The following is a 14,689-nucleotide window of genomic DNA, read 5'->3' as shown; positions in this document are numbered from 1 at the left end:
TCTCCCCCTTAGAGCTTGATCTCGCGGTTGAAGCGATCGATCAGCGCGCCGCGCTGGGGGTTGATCTTTTCCCAATTGATGGTGCGGATCTTGGCGACATCGTCGAGCGTCCTGGCCAGCGACTTGGTGATGGCGCCCTCGAGCTCGACCTTCGCATTGGTCGGAATGACGTCGTAGGGCGGCTTCAGCAGCTTCTCCTGAGTCGCTGCGGCCAGATGCAGGTCGATATATTGGACTGCAAGCTCGGGCTCGGCGGCGCCTGCGACGACGTGCAGGCTGGTCGACCAGCCGACCGGGCCGGTCGCCGGGACCGTGAATTCGACCGGCACGTCCTTGGCCCTGAGCGTCTGGACGAAGTTGAAATTGTAGGGAGCGATGTCGATCTGCTCCTGCTGCCACAGCGTCGCAAATGCGCCGAGATTGGCGCCGATCGCACCGACATTCGGCAAGAGCTGCTTCAGGAACTTGAACGCCGGCTCGAAATCCTCGTCGGTGCCGCCCTTGAGGCGGTTGAGCTCGGCAAGGAAGGCGATGCCGAGCTGGCTGTTGAGCGCGGTCAGGCCGACGCGGCCTTTGTATTTTGGATCGAGCAGATCGTCCCAGCTCGTCGGCGGAGTCTTGATCTTGTCGGGATTGTAGCCGAGGCCGATCACCTGCATGGTGATCTTCGGGCCCCATTTGTCCTGGGCGGTCGGCAGCAAGTCCTTGTAGTTGGGCGACTGCGCGATGGGATATTCCACGATCAGGCCGTCGCGGACCGCATCGATCACCTGCGGTGCGTCGAAGAACGCGACGTCGAACGGCGGCTTATTGCCCTTGGCGGCAACGAGCCGCGATACCTGGTCGGTGCCGAGGATGATGGATTGCGTAACGGCGGCGCCGGTCAGCTGCTTGAACGCCGGCGCGATGACGTCGCGGTCCGCCTCGTTCCAGGTGCCGGGGAAGGTTGCCGCGATCAGCGTCTTGTTCTGTGCGTGCGCGAAGGGCGGCAGGCTCGCCGCGAGCGCGAGGCCGCCGGCGCTGCGCAACACGCGCCGGCGATCGATCGTAATGGTCCTGAATGATGTCATGGCTGGCGTTCTCTCCGGGTTCAGGATGCGGGGAATACATGGCAGGCCGCCGGTGAGGCCGGCGCCAGATAAACGGTCGCGCCGACCGGGCGCAGCGCGCCCTCGGCATCGCGGGTCTCCGCGACCTTGAGCGAGGGGCCCGCGGTCAGCGCGACGTCGTAGACGACCTGCGCGCCGAGCGGCAGCACCGTGGTGATGATCGCGGTGAAGGCGCCAGCGGACGGAGCTGGTCGGAAGCGCAACTGCTCAGGACGGATCGAAACGATGACCGCGTGCCCCTGCTGAAGTGTTTTGTTCGGGCTGACGGGGAGAACGTGGCCGTGCTCGAGCCGAACGGCCGAATCTTCGATGAATTCACCGCGCAGCACGTTGGTGGTTCCGACGAACTCGTTCACGAACAGCGTTTGCGGCGTGTCGTAGATGCCGGTCGGGGTCGAGATCTGCTCGATGCGCCCGCGCGACATCACGGCGATGCGGTCGGCCATCGACAGCGCCTCCTCCTGGTCGTGGGTGACCAGGATGGTGGTGATGCCGGATTGGCGCTGGAGGCGTTTGACCTCGATTTGCATGTCGAGGCGCAAATTCTTGTCGAGGGCTCCGAAGGGCTCGTCGAGCAGCAGAACTTTGGGATCGATGGCGAGGCAGCGGGCCAGCGCCACGCGCTGCTGCTGGCCACCGGACAGTTCTCGCGGCCTGCGGCTGGCGAACTCGCCCATATGGACGAGATCGAGCATTTCGGCGACGCGCTTGGCGATGCGCTCGCGCGGCCATTTGTGCGCCTGGAGGCCGTAAGCGACGTTCTCGCCGACGCTCATGTGCGGAAACAGCGCGTAGTTCTGGAAGACGATGCCGACGCCGCGCTCCGCGGGCGACAGGGCATCGGCTATGCTGTCGTCGAACAGGACGCGGCCTTCGCTCTGCCGGATGAAGCCGGAGATGATCCGCAGCAAGGTCGACTTGCCGCAGCCGGACGGGCCGAGCAGGGCGACGAGCTCGCCGCCAGCGATATCGAGGTTGATATCCCGCACGGCCGTGCTCGCGCCGAACCGGTGCGTGATGGCGTCCAGCCGGAGCCGATGCGAGCGAGACGCGGTCATGAACGTTTTGCCCCAAAACCTGCGACGGGGACCTTGCAGCGGTCGAAGGAGATCACCTCGGCGCACATGTTCGGCTCAATCACCCATTGCCGTCCAGCACAGAATAGGCAATTCTCCATTCGCAAAATTAGAATGGGGTGCGGGCAGGTGCAGGTCACGTGAGAGGGTCGCTCGTTCCGGCGGCATTGCGCTATGCCGACCAGGTGGCGCGATCCGGATCAATCCAGAGCGCTGCCCGGGAAATGAATATCGCGGCGTCTGCCATCAACCGGCAGATCCTGCTCCTGGAGCGCGATCTCGGCGTCACCCTGTTCGAGCGCGTGACCGGCGGCATGCGGCTGACGCCGGCCGGCGACGCGCTGGTCGCGCTGACGCGCCGTTGGCGCTCGGACGAGCGGCGGGCCAATGCCGAGTTCAAGCAGCTGCAGGGCGTCAACCAGGGCCATGTGCGCCTCGTTGCGATGGACAGCCATGTCAACGGGTTCCTGCCGCGGTTCGTGAGCGAGCTGAACGAGCGCCATCCGCGTATCTCGCTCGAGATTCAGGTCGCCAGCACGGATGATGCGCAGACCGCGCTGCTGTCCGGAGCCGCCGATCTGATTGCCGCCTTCAATCTCAATCCGCACCGTGAGATCCATGTGCTGTGGCGCCGTGAGCTGCCATTCGGCTGCGTAGTCGCGCCGAACCATCCGCTGGCCCAGCGCAAGACCACCAGCATGCAGGAGGTGGCAGGCCATCCCATCGTCCTGCAAAACAAGGCATTGGCGATCAGGCGCTACCTCGAGGCACGCCATGGCTGGCTGTTGTCGGAGGGGACGATCGAGACCAATTCGCTGCAACTGGTGAAGCGCCTCGCGGGGAGCGGCAACTACGTTGCTTTCACTTCCGAGCTCGATGCCGCCCCCGAGCTCGTCAGCGGCGCGCTGGTGTTCGTGCCCGTACGTGACAAGGGGGCCGATCCGCAGACCGTGAGTGTGGCCATCGATGCGCGCAAGCCGTTCCCGAAGATCGCGCGAATCGTCGCCGACGGGCTTGCCGCCGGCATGGATGCGGATCTGCAAGACGTGCGTCGCCGCACGTCCTGATGCTCGGCAAAACGGCGTATCTAGCCCGCCGGCATTGCCGTCTCGATCAGGCGCACCCAGAACGAGGCGCCGTGGCCGAGGATGTTGTCGTTGAAGACGTAGGCCGGATGGTGGCACGCCGGGCTGTCGCCCATGCCGACCAGCACCATCGCGCCGGGGCGCGCTTCCAGCATGAACGAGAAGTCTTCCGCGCCCATCATCGGAATGATGCGGTCGTTGACGCGCTCGCTACCCACGATGTCGCGGGCCACGTCGGCGGCGACACCGGCTTCGCGCGGATGATTCATCGTCACCGGATACATCCGTGAGTATTTCGTCTCGGCAGTGCCGCCATAGGCGCGCGCAACGCTGTCGGCGACTTCGCCGATGCGGCGCTCGACCAGATCGCGCACCTCGGGGTCGAGCGTGCGCACGGTGCCGCCGAGCTCGGCGGTCTCCGGGATGATGTTGAAAGCGGTGCCGGCATGGAATTGCGTCACCGAGATCACCGCCGATTTCAGCGGATCGACGTTGCGGGCGACGATCGATTGCAGCGCGTTCACGATCTGCGAGCCGATCAAGACGCTGTCGATCGCCTGGTGCGGCGTGGCGCCGGCATGACCGCCCTTGCCGCGGACGGTGATCTGGATGTTGTCGGAAGAGGCGAGCAGCGGGCCTGACGTGGTGGCGAAATGGCCTTCGGGCAGGCCCGGCATGTTGTGCATGCCGTAGACCTGCTCGATGTTCCAGCGCGTCATCAGGCCGTCCTCGACCATGGCCTTGCCGCCGCCACCGCCTTCCTCGGCGGGCTGGAAGATGAGGATCGCGGTGCCGTCGAAATTGCGCGTCTCGGCGAGGTACTTTGCGGCGCCCAGCAGCATGGCGGTGTGGCCGTCATGGCCGCAGGCATGCATCTTTCCGGGGACCTTCGAGGCGTAGGGCACATCGGCGGCTTCCATGATCGGCAGCGCATCCATGTCGGCGCGCAGCCCGATCGCCTTGCCGGAGCCGGATTTGCGGCCGCGGATCACGCCGACGACGCCGGTGCGGCCGATGCCCGTCACCACCTCGTCGCAGCCGAACGCGCGCAACTTCTCGGCGACGATGCCGGCGGTCCGATGGACTTCGTAGAGCAACTCAGGGTTCTCGTGAAAGTCATGGCGCCAGGCGGCCATTTCGTCGGAGAGGGCGGCGATGCGGTTGACGATGGGCATGGGGGATCCGTTTCTTATGATGAGTTCGTCGGCGGGTGAGCGTAGCGCAAGCCACCACTGTGTCACAGCCGCTTGTCGATCAGACCCGCTGGTGGGGTGGGAGCCCTCCTGATGGCAAAAGTTAACTGTCAATCACGGATCATTGACTGACAGATATTGAAATCTGTCAGCGAGACGTGTATATCCGTTCTCGGACGCTCCGATTGGGCGTCCCGTGACCACTCCGGGGGGAGCCCGACGTCCGAAGTCCACTCGGATCGAGGGTCGTCAATCAAGGGCGAGGGTCGCGGACGAATGGAGACACAAGACAATGACGATCGAAATCATCAATCTCACCGGCACGATTGGGCATTGGCTCAATCTGTTGGTCGCGCGCCAGATCGCGGCGCAGGCTGCAAAACTGCCTCATTGAGGCGAGAGCTTTCCGAAACGACCGGCTGGGGCGCTTCGGAAGCAGCTCCATCGCCGGGTGAACCCTGAACGGGAACAAGGTGCTGGCATGAACGAAGCCGTTATCCTGACGCCGGAGCGGATCCTCGAAGTCACCGAGGACGTTTTGCGGCGCTACGGACTTGCCAAGGCCACCGTGGTCGATGTTGCCCGTGCGCTCGATGTGAGCCACGGCAGCGTCTACCGCCATTTTCCGAGCAAAGCCTCGCTGCGCGAAGCCGTCGCCAAACGCTGGCTCGACCGCATCGACGCGCCGCTTCTGGCAATCGCCAGGGAGCAGGGCCCCGCGGCCGATCGGCTCGACCGCTGGCTGCGCACGCTGTTTGCTGCAAAACGTTCGCGCGTGCTCGACGACCCTGAAATGTTCGAGACTTATCTGACGCTGGCGCGCGAGGCCTGTGCGGCCGTCAGGTGCCACAAGGATACCATGATCGACCAGATCGCGGCGATCCTGTCCGACGGCGTCAAGCAGGGCGTGTTCGCGGTTGACGACGTCAAGGTCACGGCACGCGCATTGTTCGATGCGACCTGTCGCTTCCATCATCCGGCGCATGCCGATGAGTGGAAGGATGCCGAGCTGCCGGCGCGTGTCGATGCGACGCTCGCTCTGTTGCTGCGCGGATTGAAGGCAGGCTAGGCCGCTACGCCCAACTCACCCTCTCGCCTTGTGAAGACGCGCGTCCTCGCGAACCGCGGGCGAAGCTGCCGCATGCCTGCGCGCGTGCAACCCGCCGTTGGATGTCGGCACGATGGGCGGACTCTCCGGATAGGCATTGATCGCGATTTCGACGGTGTCCTTCGACCGCTTCCGAAGGTGATAGAATGTCAGCTCCTGATTGAGCATGGGACACCGGAAGCGGACGACGGCGGTGTCAGGCAGGCGACAGAGTTCGTCGATGAGTTCGCCTACTGTAATGATCGGAGGATGGGCGGTTTCCTTGTGATGACCCGTACTCATGAGGCCTACTCCTTCGCTCTGCCATTAACCGGAGCTGAACGGTCTTCGTTCCAATCAGCTCGGCAGATGGGAAAGCCTCATCCAGGCCGTCGCGGCAGCCAGCGGCGGCGATTCCTCGACCGGGAGTTCGATGCGCCGCCGCCGGGCGCACAAGGGCGTCGTCTTTACATCCCTGCCGCCATCCCGGATGCGCCAAAGGACGAGCAATAGTCCCCATCACCTCGGTGGGCGGCTGGTAAAGCGCCTCGCGCAGGCGCATGTTGTTGACTCCCTCAAATTGGCTTCGTCAGCCCAGTAAGAGTTTGAGGGTGGAGGGTGCGTGCTTCTCGCTGTCTTCTCGGATATCCACGGCAACCGGCAGGCATTCGAGGCGTGCCTGAAGGTGGCCCGCGCCAGGGGCGCGGAACGCTTCGTCCTGCTCGGCGATTTCGTCGGCTATGGTGCCGACCCGGAATGGGTCGTGGATACCGTGATGGAGCTGGTCGCCCAGGGCGCCGTCGCCGTCCGCGGCAATCACGACCAGGCGGTGAACTCCTCGTCCGAGACCATGAACAATGAAGCGCAGATCGCAATCGAATGGACGCGCGGACGGCTCGACGCCGCGCAGCGCCGGTTTCTCGCCGAACTGCCGATGCTCGTCGAGGACGGCGACCGTCTGTTCGTGCACTCGGAGGCCTCGCATCCCCAGCGCTGGCACTACATCCGCTCGACGGCGGATGCTGCCAAGAGCCTGATAGCGACCACGGCTCACGTGACCTTCTGCGGCCACATCCATCGCCCCGCGCTCTATTCGATGTCGGTGACGGCGAAGATGACCGGCCTCGTGCCCAAGACCGACGTTTCGGTGCCGCTGCTGCGCGGCCGGCAATGGCTCGCCGTGCTGGGCGCGGTGGGCCAGCCGCGCGACGGCGATCCGTCGGCGGCGTTCGCGCTGTTCGATACGGCATCATGCCAAATCACGTATTGCCGCGCGCCCTATGACATCGCGAGCGCGGCGAACCGGATCCGCGAGAACGGCCTGCCGCACTGGCTCGCCGACCGGCTGTCGGAGGGGCGGTAGAGACCGATGCCGATACCTCTCGTCAAGCCAGGCGCCGTCATCGACGGGTACACCATCGGCGAATGCGTGCATGCCGGCGGCATGGCGACGCTCTGGACCGTCACCCATGCCGGTATCGACGCGCCGCTATTGATGAAGATCCCAAGGGCGTCCGAGGGCGAGGATCCGGCCGCGATCGTCTCCTTCGAGATGGAGATGATGATCCTGCCCCGATTGACGGGACCCCATGTGCCGCACTGCTACGGCACCGGCGATTTCGCGCATCAAGCCTATGCCGTGATCGAGCGCATTTCGGGAACGACCCTCTACAAGCGGCTGCCCGACCTGCCGCTGCCTTACGAGGAAGTGCGGCTGCTCGTCGCAAAAATCGCGACCGCCCTTGCCGATTTGCACCGGCAGAACGTGATCCACCACGATATCAAGCCGAGCAGCATCATGTTCCGCGGGAGTGACGAGAAGGCGCGGGGCGAAGCCGTGCTGATCGACTTCGGCCTGTCTCATCACAATCATCTGCCCGATCTGTTGCAGGCGGAGTTCCGCCTGCCTTACGGCACTGCGCCCTATATGGCGCCGGAACGGCTTCGAGGGGTGCGCGACGATCCGCGCAGCGACCTGTTTTCCCTCGGCGTGCTGCTCTATTTCTTCAGCACCGGCGAACGTCCCTTTGGCGAGGGCGAAACGCTGCGCGCGATGCGGCGCCGGCTGTGGCGCGATCCTTACCCGCCGCGCGCGCTGCGCAGCGACTATCCGCCCTGGCTCCAGGAGGTGGTGCTGCGGTGCCTCGAGATCGAGCCGGAATGGCGCTATCCGACGGCAGCTCAGCTGGCGTTCGATCTGACCCATCCGGACCATGTCAAGCTCACCGCGCGCGCGGAACGCCTGAAGCGCGATCCTCTCAGTGTGGCCTGGCGGCGCCGCTTCAACCCGGACGTCAAGCCGCAGGGCGCGAGATCCGATCTCGCGACGCAAATTGCGATGAGTCCGATCGTCGCAGTCGCGCTGGATACAGCCGAGGGTGAGCCGGAACTGAACGAGGCGCTGCGGGTCACCACGGAGCGCATCCTCGCGACCCTGCCGTCGGCACGGCTGGCCTGTGTCAACGTGCTGAAGCTCAACCGCATCGCCATCGACAAGACGCTGGATGAGCAGGGCTCCAACAAGCATATCGACCGCCTCGTCGCGCTCCGCCATTGGGCGACGCCGTTGAAGCTCGACGAAAACCGGCTATCGGTTCATGTGCTGGAAGCCGTCGATCCTGCCGCCGCCGTGTTGGAATTTGCCGAGGCCAATCAGGTCGACCACGTCATCATCGGTGCCCGGCAAGGCTCGTTCAGGCGCATGCTGCTCGGAAGCGTCTCGGCCAAGGTCGCCGCGGAGGCGACCTGCACCGTCACCGTCGTGCGGCCGCCGCGAATGGCTCTGCCAGAACCGGATGCCGGCGTGGTGTGGGGCTAGGACAGATCAGGCCGCCTGGGCGGTGTGCACGGCGCGCTTGCGGCGGATCGGCCAGGAGAACGGGGGAGCGGGTTCGCCGTGATCCAGGCTGCCGCCAAAATACTGAATGATCTCGCGGCAGGGTTCGCAGCTGAAGAGGTTACGCGACGCGGCTGCCTTGTCCATTTCCTTGAAGCAATTCGGGCAGTGCGGTTTCATGGTTTCAATCCGGAAAAAGGGGTCTCAGTGTCGATGCTGTGAAACGAACGAATGATCGAGGTCTGCATTGTCGGGGCGGACATCACCGTCGCGCGTGCCTCCGGCGCGCTCGAGGCGGCCGAAGAAATAATCGAGGTTCGGATGCGGACGGCGCGGGATTCGGCAGCGGCGCCTCGGCTGAAGCTTGGTGAGGGCGATCGGCATGGGATCAGGCCCTGTCGCGGCGGGTGATACGCGCCGAACGCGCCGGGACTTTGTCCGGGCCGGCCGATGGGCCAAACACAACGAACGCGCTGAAACCGATCCACAACGCCACGCCAGTCCAAACCAGGGTCCTCGTCATGATGTGCTCCCGTCAAAAGCAGACAGGAGTTAGTAGCGGTGATTTGCGCGAATCAGTGAAGCCCGGATGAGTACGGATCGTAGTTGCAATTTTAAGCAATGCGCGCCGTTAAAGCCGCAGGTTTTCGGCGCTTTCGGAGCCCGCTACGGCTTCAGATCGCTTCGCCGCGTGCGCCCGCGGCGGCGTTGCGGATCGCCGCGATGTTGGTCTTGTAGGCTTCCTGCGTGCCGCCCCTGAACACGGACGTGCCGGCGACGAAGGCATTGGCGCCGGCCGCTGCGAGCGCGCCCGCGACGTCGGGGCCGACGCCGCCGTCGACCTCGATGTCAACAGGGCGTCCCGCGGTCATCGCGCGGATGTCGCGGATCTTGCCGATCGCGGCGGGAATGAAAGCCTGGCCGCCGAAGCCTGGATTGACCGACATCACCAGCACGAGATCGACGAGGTCGAGCACGTATTCCAGCACGTTGATCGGCGTGCCCGGATTGAGCGAGACGCCGGCCTTCTTGCCGAGCGCGCGGATCGCCTGCAGCGAGCGGTGCAAATGCGGACCTGCCTCGGCATGCACGGTGATGTGGTCGCAGCCGGCCTTGGCGAAGGCTTCCAGATAGGGGTCGCAGGGCGCGATCATCAGATGCGCATCGAAGATCTTCTTGGTGTGCGGGCGCATCGCCTTGATGACGTCGGGGCCGTAGGAGATGTTGGGCACGAAGTGCCCGTCCATCACGTCGAGATGGATCCAATCGGCGCCGGCCGCGTCCACCGCGCGAACCTCCTCGCCGAGCCTGGAGAAATCCGAAGCCAGGATCGAGGGGGCGATGGCCAGGGGGCGTGGGGCGAAGGCTTGGGTCATGGCGCGGTTTCCCGTGGCGGCGGAAGGACGAACGGCCTCGCCTAACATGGGCCTCCCGGCCGGGCAATGCGCGGAGGATCAGCTTCCTGTAGGCGGAAAATTCTGCCGGTGGCGGCATGAATTGCCGATGTTCCCGGTGCCCACAAAGCGCGGCCGGGCTGGATTACATTGAGCTTTTCGCGCTGGCACGAGGCTTGCTGACCTCAACGGCGGAACATTGGCCGCGGCATGCCGCATCGGTTGGAGTTGTGCAATGTTGTTTGCTCTTGGTGCGGTCTCGAGTGCGCTCGATGTCATTCAATCGCTGACGAGCTCGAAATCGTCCTCGACGCAGCAGACGGGCTCGTCGCCAAGTGCGGCGACCAATCCCTTTGCGATCGACGGCAGCAACAGCAGCAGGTCAGGCAGTGCGGCGTCGTCGGTGAATGCGGGCTATCATCCGCAGATCTCGCCGGACACGATGAACGCGTTGTTTGCCGCGCAAAGCCAGTCGACGGACCCGGCCAGCTCGACATTCTCGACTGCGACGGACCGCGACGCCGCGCTGAAAGATCTGTTTTCGCAACTCGACGCGAATGGCGATGGCCAGATCAGCAAGTCGGAGTTCGAGAATGCGCTGGGCGCCGGCGGCACCAATCTGGCGCAGGCCGACGACGTGTTCTCCAAGCTGGATACCAATTCCGACGGCAGCGTCGGCCTCGACGAGATGTCGAAGGCGCTGAAGGGCGCCGGCGGTCATCATGGCGGCCACCACCACGCGCATGCGGCGAGCGGCTCCGGCGATGCGTCGGGCAGCGGCTCGGATTCCTCGTCGTCATCGTCGAGCGGCGGGTCGACCACGACCACCTCGACCAGCGCCGACGGCTCGACCACGACCACCGTCACCTACGCCGACGGTTTCAAGATGACGACGACCGTGCCGGGCGCCTCCAGCTCTTCGAATGGCTCCGGCGCCGGCAATACGCCCTATGACTGGTTCGCGCAGATGATGCAGAGCCAGGGACAGGGATCATCGTCGAACGCGGCCTCTTCCTCGATCTCGATGAGCGTCTGACGCGCGTTTTGAGACCTTAGCCGAACCGGTCCTTCCATGCAGGCTGCGCGCCCGGGAACGGCAGCGCGGTTGCGCTGTAAACGCCGCGGGCGATCGCGCGCGCGACCACGTTGGCGGCGACCATGCCGAGCTCGGTGAGGCCGACGACCGGATCGATCGGCTTTCCACACGTCGCGGCGGCAAACAAAACGTCACCATCCGTCGGGGCATGAACCGGGTAGATCGCGCGCGCAAAGCCGGTATGCGCGATCATCGCCAGCCGCTTGGCCTGTGGCTTGGTCAACACTGCGTCGGTGACGACGACGCCGATCGTGGTGTTCTCGCGCTCATTTGCGGCGGGCCCGCCCTTGATGCGCATCTTGAGCATGTCGTCCGTGAACGCCTCAGGCAGCCCGCGGCCGCCGAACTCGCCATCGACCTCGAACGGCGCCGCCCAGAACCATGGTCCGTCGCCGACGGTGGCGCTGCCGACCGCGTTGACGGCGATGAGCGCCGCGACCGTGACCCCATTGCTGGTCACCGCGGAGGCCGAGCCGAGCCCGCCCTTGAATGTCGCGGTGGTGGCCCCCAGGCCGGCGCCGACGCTTCCGATCGCAAACCCCGTTCCGGCGGCGACCGCCGCGGCGTAGCCGAGATCGCGATAGGGCGCGAAGCGGCCCCAGGCCTTGTCGCCGCCGTTGAGCAGATCGAACAGGATCGCGCCCGGCACGATCGGAATGAGCGCCTCGCGGACGCGGAAGCCGCGGCCCTGCTCGGCGAGCCAGGCCTGCACGCCGCCGCCGGTCTCGATACCGAAGGCGGAGCCACCCGACAGTGCGATCGCGTCGACGCGCTCGACCGTGTTGGCGAGGCCGAGCAAAGCATCCTCACGGGTGCCGGGGCCGCCGCCGCGGACGTCGATCGCCGCCACCGCCGGCTGGTCGAACACGATGGCCGTGGCACCAGAGGCGAGCTTCGCGTCATGGGCATGGCCGACGCGAACTGCGGCGATATCAGTGAGGAGGTTTTTCAAGGGCGGCACTCCGTGCGGTTAGCATGGCTTCAGCGATAGCGCACGCCAGCGACGGGCTCAACTCGCCAGCGCCGTCCTGAGCATCCTGGCGAGTTCCGACTTGCGGTAGGGCTTCGCCAGCAGCAGCACGCCGGAATCCAGCCGGCCGTGATGGACGATGGCGTTTTCCGTGTAGCCCGAGGTGAACAGCGTCTTCAGCTCCGGGCGCCGTCGTGCCGCCTCGTCGGCGAGCTGGCGGCCGTTCATATTGCCGGGCATGATGACGTCGGTGAAGAGCAGGTCGATGTCCTTGTCCGCATCGATGATGTCGAGGGCTTCGGCCGCGTTGGCCGCTTCGAGCGCGGCATAGCCGAGGCTCTTGACCTGGGTCACGACATACTGCCGCACCAGCGCGTCGTCCTCGACGATCAGGATCTTCTCGTCGCCGCCGGCGATGGGCACATTCTGCAGCACCTCGTATTCGGTCTCCTGCACGCCGGTGGAGCGCGGCAAATAGATCTTCACGCTCGTGCCGTGGCCTTCCTCGCTGTAGATCTTGATGTGACCGCCGGACTGCTTGACGAAGCCGAACACCATGCTGAGGCCGAGGCCCGTGCCCTTGCCGACCTCCTTGGTGGTGAAGAAAGGGTCGAACACCCGATCGAGCAGGGCCGCCGGAATCCCCGATCCCGTGTCACTGACCGCGATCATCACGTAATTGCCGGCGACGACGTCGACATTCATGCTGGCATAGCCGTCGTCGAGGAAGATGTTGCGGGTTTCAAGCACCAGGGTGCCGCCGTCCGGCATGGCATCGCGTGCGTTCAGCGCGAGATTGAGGATCGCGGTGGAAAGCTGGCCCGGATCGACCAAAGCGGGCCAGGCGTCCTCGGTGAGCTGCGGCATGATGGTGATCTGCTCGCCGAGCGTGGGGTGCAGCAGCTTGGTGGCCTCGAGGATCAGCGCATTGACGTCGATCTCGCGCGGCTGCAGCGGCTGCTTGCGGGCAAAGGCGAGCAGATGCCTGGTCAGCTGCGCGCCGCGCTCGGCGGCATCGTCAATCAGCTTGGTGATGGCGGCAAGCTCCGGTCGGTCGGCGACTGCGTCCGCCAGGATGCCGATCGTGCCGGTGATGACGGTGAGCACGTTGTTGAAGTCGTGGGCGACGCCGCCGGTCAGATGGCCGATCGCATCCATCTTTTGAACCTGCCGGAGCTGGGCCTCTGCGGCTTGTTTGTCGGTGAGGTCGCGGCCGATGAAGAAATGGCGCTTCACCGGCTCCGACCAGGTGCCCATCCAGTTCAGCGTGACCTCGTGTCCGTCGTAATGATAATAGCGCGCCTCGAAGCTGCGCTTGATACGACCGCGGCGCGCCGCGCGCATCTCCTCGCGCGTCCTCTCGAGATCGTCGGGGTGGATGAACTCAGTCGCGCTGTGCCCGATCATGTCTTCCGGAGCGAAGCCGAGGATCTCCGTCACGCTCGGGCTGACCTGGATGAAATTGCCAAAACCGTCGGTGACCAGGATCAGGTCCTGCGAGGTCTCGAAGATGCGCTGACGCTCCTCGATCTCGCGGCGCAGCTTTTCTCGTGATTGCTTCTCCTCGGTGATGTCGTGGGCAATCTTGGAGACGCCGATGATCTCACCACTGACTGATTTCAACGGAGAGATATTGAGCACGAGGTCGATCGGGCGCCCGTCCTTTCGCACGCGCACGGTCTCCTGCTGGGCGATCGTTTCGTTGTTGCTGACGCGGTTGAGAATGCTTCTGACCTCTGCCTTGCGATCCTGCGGCACGATCATCTCGATCGACTGGCCGATGGCCTCCGCGGCGGAATAGCCGAGCAGGCGCTCGGCGGCCTTGTTCCAGCCCGTGATGATGCCGTCGAGGGATTTGGTGATGATGGCATCGTTGGAGGACTCGACGACCGCACCGTAGAGCGCGAGGCGCTTGTCGTAGAAGTCGCGCTCCGAAGCCGATTGCTCGCGCAACCGGCCGAGGAGGCCCATCGTGGTGGCCTGGAGGCGAACGTTCTCGATCAGGAGCACGGCGAGCACGAAGCTCGCGGCGCCAAGGCCGTAGAGCCGGCCGGCATAGAAGCCGAGATCGTAGCGCGCAACGTTGACGATCGCCGACAATGCGATGTCGAACAGCCAGGCGCACATGGTGACCATCAGCCAGACGTCGATCACCGTATGCGGCTTGCGGAGCCACAACGTGATCAGCGCCGCGAAGCTCAAGGACCAGACGAATGATACCACGCCGATCATGGTGGTGGTGTAGCGACCGTCCTTCAACAGGACCGGCAGCAGATCGTGCTGCGCCGTGACGATCCAGGCGATGACGATCATCGCGGCGATCACGCCGAGGACGGCGATCACGATCGAGCGCCCGGTCGGTCCCTCGACCTTGGGGCCACCATCGACATCCTTCAGCCATCCATAGGCCAGCACCAGCAATGGGAAACCGCTGTGCCAGATCATGTAGAGCCAGACCGTGGTCTGGGAGCCGGCGCCCAGCAGTCCGGCCGGCGCGAACAGCCCGGGGAAGGTCAGGGCGTGGGTTACCGCGGACGCCGCGGTGAACAGGTAACCGGTGGACAGCAGCAGCAGTGCGCGGCTGCGCAGGACATAGAATTGCGACAGCAGCAGAACGGCAGTGATGATGTCGCTGACCGTGAGCGCCGATTGATAGCTCGCCACGAAGCCCGGTACCTGGGCCAGCGGCATGCCCGCGAAGGGCACGGCGAGCGCGAACAGGATCGCGGAGACCCCGACGATCGCCAATGCTCCAGTGCGATCGCGCTGCGTGGCCGGCAAGGTCGAAAGGAATGTGCTTCGATCGTTCTTTGCGTGCACGTCAACCTCTCGCTGGGTCGATG

Annotated in this window: 13 protein-coding genes; 5 read left to right on the top strand and 8 right to left on the bottom strand. The window is 64.9% G+C overall.

Annotated elements, in window-relative coordinates; all coding sequences use genetic code 11:
* Positions 1 to 8 precede the first annotated feature (8 nt).
* Positions 9 to 1,070: an extracellular solute-binding protein gene (locus tag BM222_RS09540; RefSeq protein WP_092228017.1), complete on the bottom strand. Its 1,062-nt coding sequence runs from the start codon at positions 1,068 to 1,070 to the stop codon at positions 9 to 11.
* Between the two features lie 20 nt (positions 1,071 to 1,090).
* Positions 1,091 to 2,167: an ABC transporter ATP-binding protein gene (locus BM222_RS09535; RefSeq protein WP_092228016.1), complete on the bottom strand. Its 1,077-nt coding sequence runs from the start codon at positions 2,165 to 2,167 to the stop codon at positions 1,091 to 1,093.
* A 158-nt stretch (positions 2,168 to 2,325) separates the two neighbouring features.
* Between BM222_RS09535 and BM222_RS09530 the strand changes: the two genes are divergently transcribed.
* Positions 2,326 to 3,252, top strand: coding sequence for a LysR family transcriptional regulator (locus tag BM222_RS09530; RefSeq protein WP_177243105.1), 927 nt, complete (start codon positions 2,326 to 2,328; stop codon positions 3,250 to 3,252).
* Between the two features lie 20 nt (positions 3,253 to 3,272).
* On the opposite strand, the gene BM222_RS09525 is transcribed toward BM222_RS09530, so the two are convergent.
* Positions 3,273 to 4,445, bottom strand: a complete 1,173-nt coding sequence (locus BM222_RS09525; RefSeq protein ID WP_092228014.1) for a M20 aminoacylase family protein — start codon at positions 4,443 to 4,445, stop codon at positions 3,273 to 3,275.
* A 499-nt stretch (positions 4,446 to 4,944) separates the two neighbouring features.
* On the opposite strand from BM222_RS09525, the gene BM222_RS09520 reads away from it, so the two are divergent.
* Positions 4,945 to 5,532 (top strand): TetR/AcrR family transcriptional regulator, encoded by a 588-nt coding sequence (locus tag BM222_RS09520; RefSeq protein WP_177243104.1) that lies wholly within the window; start codon positions 4,945 to 4,947, stop codon positions 5,530 to 5,532.
* Positions 5,533 to 5,547: 15 nt separating this feature from the next.
* Here the strand turns inward: BM222_RS09520 and BM222_RS09515 are convergent, their stop codons facing one another.
* Positions 5,548 to 5,853, bottom strand: coding sequence for a hypothetical protein (locus BM222_RS09515; protein WP_092228012.1), 306 nt, complete (start codon positions 5,851 to 5,853; stop codon positions 5,548 to 5,550).
* 319 nt (positions 5,854 to 6,172) lie between these two features.
* On the opposite strand from BM222_RS09515, the gene BM222_RS09510 reads away from it, so the two are divergent.
* Together BM222_RS09510 and BM222_RS09505 are read left to right on the top strand one after the other, a co-directional pair.
* Positions 6,173 to 6,913, top strand: a complete 741-nt coding sequence (locus tag BM222_RS09510) for a metallophosphoesterase family protein (RefSeq protein ID WP_092228011.1) — start codon at positions 6,173 to 6,175, stop codon at positions 6,911 to 6,913.
* Between the two features lie 6 nt (positions 6,914 to 6,919).
* Positions 6,920 to 8,368, top strand: coding sequence for a serine/threonine protein kinase (locus BM222_RS09505; protein ID WP_092228010.1), 1,449 nt, complete (start codon positions 6,920 to 6,922; stop codon positions 8,366 to 8,368).
* Positions 8,369 to 8,374: 6 nt separating this feature from the next.
* Here the strand turns inward: BM222_RS09505 and BM222_RS09500 are convergent, their stop codons facing one another.
* Together BM222_RS09500 and rpe are read right to left on the bottom strand one after the other, a co-directional pair.
* Complete coding sequence (locus BM222_RS09500; RefSeq protein ID WP_092228009.1) at positions 8,375 to 8,566, bottom strand: hypothetical protein; 192 nt, start codon at positions 8,564 to 8,566, stop codon at positions 8,375 to 8,377.
* Positions 8,567 to 9,060: 494 nt separating this feature from the next.
* Positions 9,061 to 9,762, bottom strand: coding sequence for a ribulose-phosphate 3-epimerase (gene rpe, locus BM222_RS09490; RefSeq protein WP_092228195.1), 702 nt, complete (start codon positions 9,760 to 9,762; stop codon positions 9,061 to 9,063).
* 253 nt (positions 9,763 to 10,015) lie between these two features.
* Between rpe and BM222_RS09485 the strand changes: the two genes are divergently transcribed.
* Positions 10,016 to 10,816, top strand: a complete 801-nt coding sequence (locus BM222_RS09485; protein ID WP_092228007.1) for an EF-hand domain-containing protein — start codon at positions 10,016 to 10,018, stop codon at positions 10,814 to 10,816.
* 16 nt (positions 10,817 to 10,832) lie between these two features.
* On the opposite strand, the gene BM222_RS09480 is transcribed toward BM222_RS09485, so the two are convergent.
* Positions 10,833 to 11,828, bottom strand: coding sequence for a P1 family peptidase (locus tag BM222_RS09480; protein ID WP_092228006.1), 996 nt, complete (start codon positions 11,826 to 11,828; stop codon positions 10,833 to 10,835).
* 57 nt (positions 11,829 to 11,885) lie between these two features.
* The gene (locus tag BM222_RS09475; protein ID WP_244547073.1) at positions 11,886 to 14,666 is read right to left on the bottom strand and encodes a PAS domain S-box protein; all 2,781 of its coding nucleotides are present in this window, start codon (positions 14,664 to 14,666) and stop codon (positions 11,886 to 11,888) included.
* Positions 14,667 to 14,689 lie beyond the last annotated feature (23 nt).

Source organism: Bradyrhizobium sp. Gha (genome assembly GCF_900113735.1).
Classification (GTDB): Bacteria; Pseudomonadota; Alphaproteobacteria; order Rhizobiales; family Xanthobacteraceae; genus Bradyrhizobium.
The sequence above is the reverse complement of the archived record's forward strand: the minus strand, read 5'-3'. Positions and strand labels throughout refer to the sequence as shown.